This window comes from Fluviispira sanaruensis (genome assembly GCF_004295685.1).
GTDB lineage: Bacteria > Bdellovibrionota_B > Oligoflexia > Silvanigrellales > Silvanigrellaceae > Silvanigrella > Silvanigrella sanaruensis.
The window spans coordinates 1,734,389-1,747,616 of the sequence record NZ_AP019368.1 but is presented as its reverse complement, the minus strand read 5'-3'; the positions used below and the strand labels follow the sequence as shown (position 1 = coordinate 1,747,616).

The 13,228-nt window shown below is 32.1% G+C and carries 12 protein-coding genes; 8 read left to right on the top strand and 4 right to left on the bottom strand.

Annotation, left to right across the window (positions count from 1 at the left end; genetic code table 11):
• Positions 1 to 99: 99 nt before the first annotated feature.
• The gene (locus EZS29_RS07340) at positions 100 to 549 is read right to left on the bottom strand and encodes a ricin-type beta-trefoil lectin domain protein (protein WP_130608172.1); all 450 of its coding nucleotides are present in this window, start codon (positions 547 to 549) and stop codon (positions 100 to 102) included.
• Positions 550 to 1,006: 457 nt separating this feature from the next.
• On the opposite strand from EZS29_RS07340, the gene EZS29_RS07335 reads away from it, so the two are divergent.
• Positions 1,007 to 1,348, top strand: coding sequence for a transporter substrate-binding domain-containing protein (locus EZS29_RS07335; protein ID WP_130608169.1), 342 nt, complete (start codon positions 1,007 to 1,009; stop codon positions 1,346 to 1,348).
• Positions 1,349 to 1,903: 555 nt separating this feature from the next.
• Here the strand turns inward: EZS29_RS07335 and EZS29_RS07330 are convergent.
• Complete coding sequence (locus EZS29_RS07330; RefSeq protein ID WP_130608166.1) at positions 1,904 to 3,058, bottom strand: 3-oxoacyl-[acyl-carrier-protein] synthase III C-terminal domain-containing protein; 1,155 nt, start codon at positions 3,056 to 3,058, stop codon at positions 1,904 to 1,906.
• A 173-nt stretch (positions 3,059 to 3,231) separates the two neighbouring features.
• Between EZS29_RS07330 and EZS29_RS07325 the strand changes: the two genes are divergently transcribed.
• The 4 genes from EZS29_RS07325 to aqpZ all read left to right on the top strand — a co-directional run bounded on the left by EZS29_RS07325 (position 3,232) and on the right by aqpZ (position 9,065).
• On the top strand, positions 3,232 to 4,152 hold the full coding sequence (locus tag EZS29_RS07325; protein ID WP_172603832.1) for a class I SAM-dependent methyltransferase: 921 nt from the start codon (positions 3,232 to 3,234) through the stop codon (positions 4,150 to 4,152).
• 307 nt (positions 4,153 to 4,459) lie between these two features.
• Positions 4,460 to 6,655 (top strand): catalase/peroxidase HPI, encoded by a 2,196-nt coding sequence (katG, locus tag EZS29_RS07320; protein WP_130608160.1) that lies wholly within the window; start codon positions 4,460 to 4,462, stop codon positions 6,653 to 6,655.
• A gap of 363 nt (positions 6,656 to 7,018) precedes the next feature.
• A complete protein-coding gene (locus EZS29_RS07315) occupies positions 7,019 to 8,005 on the top strand; it encodes a hypothetical protein (RefSeq protein WP_130608157.1) in 987 nt (328 codons plus the stop codon).
• Positions 8,006 to 8,336: 331 nt separating this feature from the next.
• Complete coding sequence (gene aqpZ, locus EZS29_RS07310; RefSeq protein WP_130608154.1) at positions 8,337 to 9,065, top strand: aquaporin Z; 729 nt, start codon at positions 8,337 to 8,339, stop codon at positions 9,063 to 9,065.
• Positions 9,066 to 9,250: 185 nt separating this feature from the next.
• On the opposite strand, the gene EZS29_RS07305 is transcribed toward aqpZ, so the two are convergent.
• Together EZS29_RS07305 and EZS29_RS07300 are read right to left on the bottom strand one after the other, a co-directional pair.
• Positions 9,251 to 9,898: a cytochrome b/b6 domain-containing protein gene (locus EZS29_RS07305; protein WP_130608151.1), complete on the bottom strand. Its 648-nt coding sequence runs from the start codon at positions 9,896 to 9,898 to the stop codon at positions 9,251 to 9,253.
• Positions 9,899 to 9,925: 27 nt separating this feature from the next.
• The gene (locus tag EZS29_RS07300) at positions 9,926 to 11,497 is read right to left on the bottom strand and encodes an SGNH/GDSL hydrolase family protein (protein ID WP_130608147.1); all 1,572 of its coding nucleotides are present in this window, start codon (positions 11,495 to 11,497) and stop codon (positions 9,926 to 9,928) included.
• Positions 11,498 to 11,684: 187 nt separating this feature from the next.
• Between EZS29_RS07300 and EZS29_RS07295 the strand changes: the two genes are divergently transcribed.
• From EZS29_RS07295 to EZS29_RS07285, 3 genes are read left to right on the top strand one after another with little or no spacing between them, the layout of a single operon-like run.
• Positions 11,685 to 12,068 (top strand): DoxX family membrane protein, encoded by a 384-nt coding sequence (locus EZS29_RS07295; RefSeq protein WP_130608144.1) that lies wholly within the window; start codon positions 11,685 to 11,687, stop codon positions 12,066 to 12,068.
• A 20-nt stretch (positions 12,069 to 12,088) separates the two neighbouring features.
• Complete coding sequence (locus EZS29_RS07290; RefSeq protein WP_130608141.1) at positions 12,089 to 12,739, top strand: SOS response-associated peptidase family protein; 651 nt, start codon at positions 12,089 to 12,091, stop codon at positions 12,737 to 12,739.
• A gap of 48 nt (positions 12,740 to 12,787) precedes the next feature.
• Positions 12,788 to 13,201, top strand: a complete 414-nt coding sequence (locus EZS29_RS07285) for a LexA family protein (RefSeq protein WP_130608138.1) — start codon at positions 12,788 to 12,790, stop codon at positions 13,199 to 13,201.
• The last annotated feature ends 27 nt before the right edge of the window (positions 13,202 to 13,228 follow it).

Here is a 13,228-nt window from a genome sequence, read left to right as displayed (position 1 = left end):
CGCGAAGCCGATCTGACTTAAGTGGAGAAGCTTCCTGATGAGATTTAATTATTAAAGAATAATGATTTATTTTTGTCCGTTATTAAAAAATAAACCACCTTACCAAACCACACTCCATAACTGTTGAATATTATTATTACAATCCCAGAGTTGTATATAAATTCCATTAAAAGTATAGCCATAGGCCACATCAAGGCATTTAGCACCCACACCTACGATATGCCCATTATATAACCCCCATTTTTGATTCTGAACATCAAGGCAGTCCCAAAGTTGAATGCGATTTCCATTAAAAGTATAACCATAAGGAACGTCGAGACACTTACCACCCACACCTACAATATGGCCATTTATAAATTCCCAATTTTGACTCGTGCTGCCGTTGCAATCCCACATCTGAATCTGGTTCCCATTAAAAGTATAGCCATATGGAACATCAAGACATTTATCACCTACACCTTTTATTTGAAATGCATTTGCTATTAAAGGAAAAAATACAATGATTAAAAAATATGGAATTTTAGATAATAAATTTTGTCTCATTTTCATATAAGATCTCCTTAAAAAAAAATTTGTATTTTATGAACAATTTAATTGAAGGCCAATTATAATTTTTTGTCTATAACTTTTATGTCAAAATAATGTATGAATCAAATGAAGTGGTGCTCATTCTACATCGACTACGTTAGTTTAACCTACCATACTATCGATTACTTTATTCAGGCTTAAGACGTTTAAATTTAAGCAAGAATATTGAATGATTATAAAATATTTAAAGTACAAAATCAAACCTGCAAATTAAGGCTTATCCTCGAAAATCTACTTTAATTTACACTACCATTACCGATAAATAATTCGTATGTTTTAAATTGTATAATTCTAAGAATCTGGATATAAGAGTGTTTTTAATAACTGAGATATACTTAAAATATCAACAACATAAATTGGAAAGTAGATTAATATTAAAGTTAAATATTTTGAAAATTTAAAAATAAAAAGGTTTAAAATGCTTAAGATATTTTTAAAGAATATTTCAATATTTATACTTTTCAGCCATTCGTGTTCAGCATTTTCTTTGCCAGAGGAAGAAGTTGCAGCTTGTTGGGATGCGGCGAATAGGCCTCCTTACACATATTCGGATGCTGCAGAGCCAAATATAAGTAAAGGATTTGTAATTGATTTAGTTGAAGAAGTCGCAAGAAGAAAAAAAATTAATTTGATTATTGAGGGGCTGCCTTGGAATAGATGTCTAGATTTAACCAAAAAAGGAGTTTATCAAATTATTTTAGGAGCTACTGAAAACAGAGAAAGAAAAATTGATTATCATTTTTCACAAACTATATTTTAAACTAATACCGTTTTATATTATAATACGAGAAGATTTCCTCACAAACCAAATATTCAAAATATAAAAGATTTTAATGCTTATACTTTTTGCGGACGCTTTGCTAGAAATTATGCAGATCTTAGTTTTAAAAAAAATATTATTATTTTTGCTAGAAATGAAAAGCAGTTATTCAAATTATTAAGAGCAAAGCGATGTGATTTTATTATTGGGGAAAAAGAATTCTTTTCAAGTCAAAAGAAATCTGGAGTATTAGATTTCTCAGGGCTTTCTGAATTACAAATTATTGGACAAGCACCAAAAAAATACTATTTTTTAGTTTCAAAACAGAAAAATGGTAAATTTAATAATAGTTATGGAATTAATCTACTTGAAAAAATTAATAATGGGTTAATAGAATTAAAAGAAAATGGTTTCTTTCATGCGCTCGCAAAAAAATGGGGTATTCAAAATATTGAGTAAATATATTTCTATTTTTGCAAAATATCTGTATTAATTAATTCTAAATTGTCTTTAAAAATAGATATTAATTGCTTCTAAAACATGAGAAATTCATTGTTAAAGTCTCTTGAAGATTGCGCTTCCTAAAGTTAATCCAGGACTCATGCCAATTGCAATTACATATTTACCTTTTAATTTATCGTCTTTAATAATTCTCTCAAGCACATGGGGTAAAGTGGCGCTCGCCATATTTCCATAATTTTCAAGAACCCAGTAACTATTTTCTACTTGCCAAGGCTTTAAGTTTAATTTTTCAGTAATGCCATCTAAAATCTTTGGTCCTCCAGGATGAAGAGCAAATACAGCATTTTCTTTCATATCATCGTAATTAATCATGGCCTTATTACATAATTCTTTTAAATAATCATCTATATTTTCTATAACGACATCTGCTAAATGTTTTGACATCACATTATGGAATGAATAATCACTGATCCAAAATTTTACTATATCAGTTGTATTAGGAAGAATTTTATCAAAAGTATAAATTAATTTTAAAGCATTGTTTCTATTATGTTCACTTTCAATTTCGACTTTATATTTAATTGCGCCATCGCCAAATAGACTGTGATTTATAAGTTGTGCGGTATCATGTTGACTTGGATTATAATGAAGAAAATTAGATTCAATATGAACAATTTCTGCTGATAAAGCCTTACCTTCTGAAAGTAAACGATAGGAAAGTTGTCCCGCAGCTATGTTAATGGATGGAAATGCCCCATAACAACCAGTATGTGAAACTTGAAAGACATTGGTATTGCACCAACCTTTTTGTGATAAAAAAGTTTGTACAGGAGATGGGGCTATATAACCTGAGCTTGTTGTAAAGCAAATTATATCTGGTCGATAGTTTTCTTCATGATAAAACTCGTTGAAGAGCTTTAGCGAAATTTTTTCAAAAACCTCCATTCTTTCTTTTAAATTTGCTCCATTATGATGATGATTTGTATTACTAATTATTCTTAAATTAGGATCTTCATTTAGCATATCAGGAATAAAAAAGGCTCTTTTCTTAATTCGATCAGACTTACACATATAATGGTTTATATTTTTATAATTTAAATCTTTGAATTCAATATTTTCTTTATTATTATTTTCTTTTAAATATGCTTGATACTGTATAGTATTGTTAATTTTTGCATAATTACTTTGATCGATTTCATACTCAGGTCTAATTTTCACAAAACCTTTTAGAAGAATATTATTCTCCATTAAATCTCCCTTCTATTTTTTACTTCTTATTTTGGAACCATGAGAAAGTATTTTGTTTTTTATATAAAATCAAGTCAATGAGCTTAAAATTTTTTAACCTAAAATTTGTTTTTTCTTTCTCAGAAGGGTACAGTGAGGCAGTTTTTAACGAATCCATTTATAAGGAGCTCTCTATGAATAATCATAATATATTGTCTCATAAGAATGTACAAAATGACGATTTCAATAACACCTATCAAGAATTAATAAAAAAAATAAAAAATAATAACACTGATGTCATTTTGCAAGATGAGCTTATTAAAATTCTTGACAGAGTCAAAAGCTCTGAAATGGGAAGATTTTTAATAGAAAATAGTGGCTTTAATGGCTTTTGGACTGAATATATGTGCTCATATCCTGAAACAAAAAAACTTGGCTTTAATGTTTCAGAAAATAAAGATGAAAATTATCTTATGGAAAATTTACCTATCGCCATTGCCACCCAAAGTCGATATCAAATTTTTAAATCTGAAATCAAAAAACGTTTAAAAGATAATATTAAGATTGCTTCTCTTCCGTGTGGTTTAATGAATGACATTTTATCTCTGAATTTCCATGATTATAAAAACTTTATGATTCATGGAATTGATCTTGACACTTCAAGTCTGCAACAAGCAAGAGCTATTTCATTAACAAAGGGATTAACTTACCATTGTAAATTCACAAGAGAAGATGCTTGGGAAATTAATTATAAAAATGAATATGATTTATTTATTAGCAATGGCCTTAATATTTATGTTGATAATGATGAAAAACAAATTGAGATGTATAAAAAAATACATACTTCTTTAAAAGAGAATGGAGAACTTCTAACAAGTACAACTGTACCTCCACCCGATATCAATAAGGATTCATGTTGGGACATGAATAAAATAAATTCTGCAAGTTATAGATTTCAAAATTTATTTTTCAAACACTTCACAAATTATAATGAAAATAATCTGAGAACACCAGATCAGTTATGCAAAATACTTGAAAAGTCTGGATTTTCAAATTTCAAAATTCTTCCTGATGTATTAGGAGTTTTTGTAACAATAGTTGCCACAAAATGTTAAGTTCATTTTCGAGCAATAGATTTTCAGACAGATAACTTTGGATATTATTCTTAAGTTATCTTGCTTTTTTCTAAAAAAGTGTCTTCAAGATCAATAAGCAACAAATTTGGAAATTACAAATCTATATACAATTCTTTAATTAAAAAATAAAAAATTCCTTAAGTTTTCTTGTTAGTTTTTTTTGAGAATAAGGAAACAAGAAAGACTCATAAAGAGACCTCGAGTTTTTGTAAAAGCTTATTTGACTCATTTGCTCTTAAATTATACAATTAAAGGAAATTTCACAGATTATAAAAAGGAGAGAAACTTGTCATCTAAATCAAAGTGTCCTCTTTCAACAATGGGTTTGACGAATTCAGCAGCGAATTGGTGGCCAAATCAAATTAATCTGAATATTTTGCATCAACATTCGCCTCTTTCTAACCCGATGGAGAAAAACTTTAACTACGCTCAGGAGTTCAAAAGTCTTAACCTCAAAGCAGTAATAAAAGATTTGCATACCTTAATGACCGATTCACAGGACTGGTGGCCGGCAGACTATGGCCACTATGGCCCTTTATTTATTCGTATGGCATGGCACAGCGCAGGAACCTATAGAGTCGCAGATGGCCGTGGCGGTGCAGGATCAGGCACTCAACGCTTTGCACCTCTGAACAGTTGGCCAGATAATGTAAATTTAGACAAAGCGCGCCGCTTACTCTGGCCGATCAAGCAGAAATATGGCCGTAAAATTTCATGGGCAGATTTAATGATTCTTGCAGGTACTGTGGCTTTAGACTCCATGGGATTTAAGACATTTGGCTTTGCCGGTGGGCGTGAAGATATTTGGGAACCAGAACAGGATATTTTTTGGGGCTCTGAGCGAACATGGTTAGGCGACGAACGCTACAGTGGGAATCGCGATCTGGCTAATCCTCTTGCTGCTGTCCAGATGGGTCTTATTTATGTGAACCCCGAAGGCCCCAATGGTAAACCCGATCCAATCGGTTCTGCACGTGATATAAGAGAAACCTTTGCTCGCATGGCAATGAATGATGAAGAAACCGTCGCGCTTGTTGCTGGTGGACACACTTTTGGCAAAACCCACGGTGCTGCAGATCCCAGTAAATATGTTAGCCCTGAACCAGAAGGAGCTGCGCTTGAAGAACAAGGCTTAGGTTGGAAAAACTCGTTTGGCAGTGGCAAAGGCGTTCATACAATAACGAGCGGCCTTGAAGGTGCTTGGACCCCTACGCCCATAAAGTGGGACAATAGCTATTTTGAAACCTTGTTTGGGTATGAATGGGAATTGACAAAAAGCCCTGCAGGCGCTTACCAATGGATACCTAAAGATCCTTCTGCAGGAAGAGCCGTTCCAGACGCACACGATCCCACAAAACGACATGCCCCAATAATGACAACCGCAGATCTCGCAATGCGTATGGATCCTATTTATGAAAAAATCTCACGTCGTTTTATGAAAGATATGAAGTTATATGCCGACACATTCTCTCGAGCTTGGTTTAAGTTAACCCATCGAGATATGGGGCCTATTGCGCGTTATCTTGGGCCGCTCGTTCCAACGGAAGAGTTGATTTGGCAGGATCCTATTCCAAAAGCAAAACATAAATTAATCAGTGAGAAGGAAATATCAGCACTGAAATCTAAGATTTTAAAAAGTGGTTTAAGTGTCTCGCAACTTGTCAACACAGCTTGGGCATCTGCAGCAACTTTTCGTGGCAGCGATAAACGAGGAGGCGCGAATGGAGCACGTATTTGTCTCTCACCACAAAAGGATTGGGAAGTTAATGAACCTCTCGAATTGGCAAAAATCCTTAAAAAATTTGAGAAAATACAACAGGATTTTAATTCAGTTAAAGGTAAAAAAACAAAGGTCTCACTTGCAGATTTAATCGTTTTAGGAGGTTGTGTTGGAATAGAAGCAGCTGCAAAAAAATCTGGGCACAAAATTAAAGTTCCTTTTTCTCCAGGACGCATGGATGCTTTGCAAAAGCAAACAGATGCCGCTTCTTTTGCTGTTCTCGAACCCATTTCAGATGGTTTTCGCAACTATATCCGTAAGGGGCAAGAGCAATTTGCAGTGGAATTATTGATAGACAAAGCAAATCTTCTCACACTGACAGCCCCTGAAATGACTGTTTTAATTGGTGGAATGCGTGTGCTCAGTGCTAATTACGCTCATTCGAAACACGGTGTCTTTACAAAAAATCCTGAAGCTTTAAGCAATGATTTCTTTGTTAATTTGCTTGATATCAAGACAAAATGGCAAAAGACAAGCTCGGCAGAAATCTATGAAGGACGGGACAGTAAAAAAGGCACGCTGAAATGGACTGGAACCTCTGTTGATCTTCTTTTTGGTTCGAACTCTCAGTTACGAGCAATTGCTGAGGTATATGCTAGTTCCGATGCTAAGAACGTTTTTGTCAATGACTTTATTACTGCTTGGAACAAAGTGATGAACTTAGATCGCTTTGATTCTGTTGTAAAAAAGAAAAAAAAATAATTAATATTTTCTCTCAAATGGGTTAACAAACTGCGAAACTACAAAAATATTCTACTAGCATAAATAATTGTTTCCATTTTATTTCTATAAAATCTTTAAAATATCAATATATATGAGTGTTAATATCTATTTACATAAATTAAGCGCTATAAATCATTAAAAAACTTTAAATAGAATAAAACTTGATCTTTAGCCTGCAGACATATTTAAAGTAACTTATAAAATATACTTATTTTTATCAATTAATAAATATAAAAATTATTAATTATTTTGCTTAAAAATTCAAGTTTAATTATAAAAATAAAGCATTGCTAAGTGCATAGCGACTTCGCTTTTTCTTTTTATTTTTTTCTGGAGATACATATGAAAAAATGCAATTGTATAAAAATCTTGTTATTTTTTTTGGTGATTTTATTTACTGCAGTAGGATGTGGAGGTAAGAATTCAAAAAATAAAGAATTATTTCTGAAAATAAAATTAAATCGAGTGAATGACAGTGATTCAAATGTTTCCATTTATGAATATTCATTTCATGGTCATTATGAAGGATGTGAAGGGAAATCAGACAAAAGCTCGTGGATATTAAGTAAGAATGAGAAAATATCAAATTTAGTTGTTAAAGAAAATGATAAGAAGTGTAAACTTAACTTTACAAATTTTTTTATTAATGCAGATAAATATACAATCAAATCTGGAGTTAACTTAACATACAGCATTAACTCAAAAGACCTTATTATATTTGAAAATGAGAAAAATAAAAATGAAATAAAATTTGTGACTGCAAAAGTATTTCCTGAAGATTTTTCCATATCTCCATATGTCGACATAGAAATAAATTCTAAAAGTATTAAAAAGATTGATCCTGATGTAACGAAATCAATTGGTGAAATATTTGGCATGAATTCAATTCGAATAACTTCTTCAGCCACTCTATCTGTAACAGAAGTAAAAAGGCCTGAATATAATTCAGATTTTTCAGGAATTGTTGTTCGATTTGGTAGAACTGGGAGGGCTTGGTTCTCTGGAAACTATATCCTAAGTCTTGACAATGGGGGACAAACAGCCAATAAATATTTTTTTATTATAAATAATAGCCTTGATACTCAAGACTATTCAGCTGTCAATACCTTTTATAAAAATAATATAAACAATTCAGACAAAGTAAAATCAATTAATAGCTACGAACAATCAAGAATTGTATTTTCTCCAGATTATTTAACTCGTTTAGCTGCTTCAGTAACAACAGAAAAGGGGAGTTATTTGTATGTTCGGCTCGTACTCGTAAACAGCTTTGACAACTCAAACAGCTATTCTGTCTATGGACTCAATATAAGACGCCCAACCAATTGAGTTGTAGTATCTTTCTTACCATTAGAGAAGAAAGAAGACTTTGAACGTACCTATCTTCTAAAGCGTGATTTCTCCACTGACATTTTAAAATACTTTAACTCTTTTAATTTAAATTAAATTATGGGTAAGTATATACTTATTTAATATAATATATTTATTTTTTTATAGTTAAAAAGTAATAGTTAAATTGGTTTTATATTTTATCAAAAAATGTATTTTATTTATGATGAAATATTTAAGTCAAAAGTGTTTTTTATTTTATAAATTTAATTTTCTTTATAAAATTTAGGCTTTAATATAAGAAGAGACCCCAAAAGATGGAGACTGAATAATGGCTAATGCTTTAGATTTAAAAAAATTACTTGCAGAATTTATTGGAACTTTTTGGCTTGTTTTCGGTGGCTGTGGAAGCGCTGTTCTTGCAGCTGGTTTTCCTGGATTAGGAATAGGTTTTGTTGGTGTTTCAATTGCTTTTGGACTCACAGTTTTGACTATGGCATACTCAATTGGCTCAATATCTGGATGCCATCTCAATCCCGCAGTTTCGCTGGGTTTAGCTGTTGCTGGAAAATTTAATTGGAAAGAACTTCCGTATTATGTCATTGCTCAAGTTTTTGGAGCGATTATTGCAAGCGCTGTTTTATGTATTATTTTAAGCGGAAAAGCTGACTTTATAAGTATTGGAGATTTTGCGAGCAATGGTTTTGGCGAGCATTCTCCAGGTAAATTCTCATTCTTATCTGCTTTTATCACAGAAATCTTAATGACTGCTGTATTTTTATTTGTCATTCTCTCATCAACCGATGTGAAAGCTCCAGCAGGATTCGCTCCCATAGCAATTGGTTTATGTCTAACCCTTATTCATCTAGTTTCTATACCAGTAACCAACACTTCAGTAAATCCCGCACGGAGCACAGGCCCCGCCTTGTTTGCAGGCGGTTGGGCGATTGAACAGCTATGGATGTTTTGGCTTGCTCCTTGTCTTGGTGCGGCATTAGGCGCCTTTACCTATATGTATATCTTTAACGTCCCATTTAAAAAACCAAGCAAAGAAAAATAAAGCAATTATAATAATATCTTACTTGGTGAAAACGGATCTGTCGCAGGTGCAGCGTGAAAAGCGTTTGCGAATTCGATCATCAGGTGTCCCAAGTAGGCTAATCAACATGGAGTAATATATTGAATATCCTTGTCATGAATGACTTTTCCTGATTTTTTTAATTCATTAATTGCAATTTAGAGAATTCATGATTTATTTTTCTTGCGATATTGAATTCCATTACACATGGCTTGAGTCAAGGGAGACTTGGATATTATTTCATGGAATCGGAGCATTATAACATGCAATGCTGTAAATATCATAGTCATATAAAAGACAATCTCATGAATATTGCTGAGAAGCTTGGCAAAAGGGGTTTTTATCGCACTGTATTCTACAAAATAATGAAAAAAACTCATTTCATATTTTTGTGCCGCAAGATACAGACCTGAATATGCTTGATAGAGCATCAAGATAAAAAGAAATATATATGAAAGACCCGCATATTTATTATGTCCCCAATTCTCGCTTGTGTCGTATTTTCGAGTTCTTAAAAGCTTAAGATACGCCTTCCAGTTAATCATATTTTTAAACTTTGCATGCTCTGGCCCAATAAATCCCCATACGACTCTAAGAATAATTCCAGCAGTTAAAACATAGCCAATTAAGATATGGTATCTATATAAAATTTCTTTCCAGTTGTCATAAGGTTTTAATAAATTTTTTAGCCATATAGTGAGCATAAGACTGAATATTGACAGTGCATTGACCCAATGTAATATGCGCAAGATCGGATCGTAGACGTACTTTTCTACAAAAATATATTCTCTTTCTTTTATATTTTCAGTATTCATTCTTGCTTTCCTTTATGAAAGAATTTTTTATTCCAAAATAAAGTCTTTATTCAAACAAAATTCTTTATAATCACTCATAGAAAGATTTGTTTTTTTTATGAGTTCTAAATCTTCAAGTTTTTTTTGCACTGCATAACTGAGCCAGCAATGGCTTAAACTGGTTGGATGAGGAGAGTCCCAAAAGATTGTATTTTTATCGACTTCTTTATGATTGTTTTTGCAGGTGTGTTCTAATGATTTTTTATAATAGCTTTCATTGCTCAATGAGTTTATAATTGCAACTTTAGTGTATCCACCTGTATAGCAAGAGCTTTGAATAAATGTTTCTTTTTTTCCTATGACTGGAATATTAGAATTCAATAAAGAGTAGCCATAATTAAAATTTTCATCTGCATAGAAATCTTTATTATTTATATAAGAGTCAAAGTTTCTTGCTATATCAAGATAAAATATATTAATTTTATCTTTTAATTTCTTATTTAAAGCATCTATTGCAGATTGTAGCTCAATATTATGTTTATTTGTAATTGCAGATAATTTCTCTGATAATTCTTGTTTATCTTTAATTTCATCATTGTATTTAGCATATTTTGCCGATAAAACAGCAGGAGATTTTCCAATATCAGGTATATTCATAACAAGAAAATAATATGCATCTTTTAGATATAGAGTTTTGATTTGTTTCATAATATTTCGAACAGTATTTTTAATTATAATATTTATTTTTTTCTCACTCTCTTTATCTTTTAATAATAAATTTGTTATTTTACGAAACTCAAAATCTGCAACATAATCATTTGAACCTATCCAGATAATATATAAAGCCTCTTTAGGTTTATAAATTGCTTTTGTTTTGCTTTTATAAGAATTCACGGTTAAATAGTTATTTAAATAATCTGCGATAGCAAGTTTCGAACTACCAGATATTAATTTTGCAACTTTTGTATCTACTTTATCACTAAAATTATCGATAAGTATTTCATTTGATCCTGCAGTTTTTGCGCCACCGTAAGCAAAATTAAAAATTGGTATTTGGGTGGTGTTGCTTAAATAATCTGGCCAGATAAAGCCATTGGAAAATCGACCGTACCAATAGGGATAATAGGGAATCACTTTTGTCCATCTTTTTAAGTTTCCTGTGTCGGATAGACTGTCACCAAAGACGATAATCTGCTTAATTTTAGATTTTTTAAAATTATCTTTAATAAAGCGAATGGGATACTCATAGGCGTGAAAATTGGACCTAGAGGCTTTAAAATCATAGAGTTTATAACTCTTTTTGCTTGGCCAGAGAACAACTCCTTTTTCAATTGCTCTTTCACAACTTTTTATAATATCACTGCGTGTGTAAATTTTTTCTACAAAAAATCCATCTTTTATATTTCCATGCAGTGTTAACTTATCAGAGCCTTTGCCACCGAGTGCCCAATAATAATTGGAACTTGCACCAATATAAATTTTGCTCGGTTCCATAAGAGAAGGATTGGAGCTATTTTCGTTAGTAACCGTGTCATAATAGTAACAAGCAACAAAATAATCCTCTGCATATGCAATAACAGATACGCACAAAAGTAACAGTGTTATAATAAAATTTTTCATAATAAAGTACTCTAATGATTTATTTAGAAATCCGTCAATGTGTTGATTCTTTTGTCTTATTAAAAAGACAACTTTCTTTAGAATACAACATTTATAATAAGGTATGTCAAAAAAATGAGTCTATTTATTCATAACAAGTATTTTAATATAAAATGAATTGACAGTATTTCCAAAAACGGAGCGACACATGAAAAATAAACTTGTTATGATTGTACAGATTCTGCTAGGTCTTATTTTTTTTGTCGCTGGTTTGAATGGTTTTTTTCATTTTTTACCTGCTCCTACAAGCATGCCACCTACGGCAGGAGCATTTATTGGGGCTCTGGTAGCCACTGGTTATTTATTTTCACTCGTCAAAGGAGTAGAAGTTGTCTGTGGATTTCTCCTCTTAGCAAATATGTGGACGCCTTTAGCACTGGCTGTTTTGGCACCTAATGTGGTTAATATTTTTCTTTTTCATCTTATTCTTGCTCCCTCAGGCTTGCCTGTGGCTATTGTCGTTTTAGCTGCGGAATTGTTTTTAGCATTCTCTTATCGAAAACGCTATTCGTCTATGCTCACAAGAAAATAAATCACAGATATTGAGAGCAAATGTGCGCACAATTTCAAGTTGAATTGATAAAATTTCAAAAATCCTTGGCCATTTTTGCCTTGAATCTACAAAGTATTTCATGGCGAAGTCGGATTTTACCACACTTGGAAGCACCCGTTATTTTATTTAAAGATGAAAAATATATTATTGATTTATTTCATTTTTCTTTAATCCCTGTCTGGTCTAAAGTCCGTAAACCAAAGTTTGCAACGCACAATGTACGCTTGGAAACAGTGCTTGAAAAACCGACTTGGAAGCGTCCATTTTTAAAGAATCACTGTCTTGTGCCTATGACTGCTTTTATTGAACCGATTTATGAAGGAAAATTTGCAGGCAATATGATTCGCTTTGAACTGGCAGAATGTGTTTTTGTACCCGCAATTTTTGACAGTTGGGAAGATACAAGTACGGGAGAAGTGATTCACTCTTTCTCAATTTTGACATCAGAGCCAGGTAAATTCGTGAAAAAAATAGGACATGAAAGATCTCCAGTATTTTTAAAGCAAAATATGAAAAATTTGGGAAATTGGTTTGATTTTAGCAAGCATGATGGCAATTCTTTTATTGAGTTACTTAATAAGCAGTACGAACCTAAAATGTCAGTTATTATTGATAGACCATTAAAAAAAGGTTGGGAGAAACGCAAATAGACTTTGACAAAAGATCAAATACCATACAAATATATGGTTGGAGGGTTTATGCATTGCTTACCATCTTTTGAAAAAAAACTGTATCTTCCATTTGCTTTTAACTCTGTTTGCGCTGGTTTTCCTTCACCTGCAACAGATTATATGGATAAAAAAATCGACTTAAACGAGTTTATTGTAAAACATCCTGCAGCAACTTTTTATGTGCGGGCAGAAGGAAACTCCATGCTCGGTGCTGGTATTCACAGCGGCGATCTCCTCGTTGTGGATCGCTCACTGAAAGCAGTCAATGGCAGTATTATCGTAGCTATTGTTGATGGGGAATTTACAGTGAAGCGCCTTTGTTTGAAAAATAATAGTATTGTTTTGCAAGCAGAAAACGATTTATATAAAAGTATTGTTATAATTGACAATATGGATTTTGAAATTTGGGGCGTGGTTACGACAGTCATTCACTCTGTTTAAAAAGAATTTTATACAATAAGACACAAA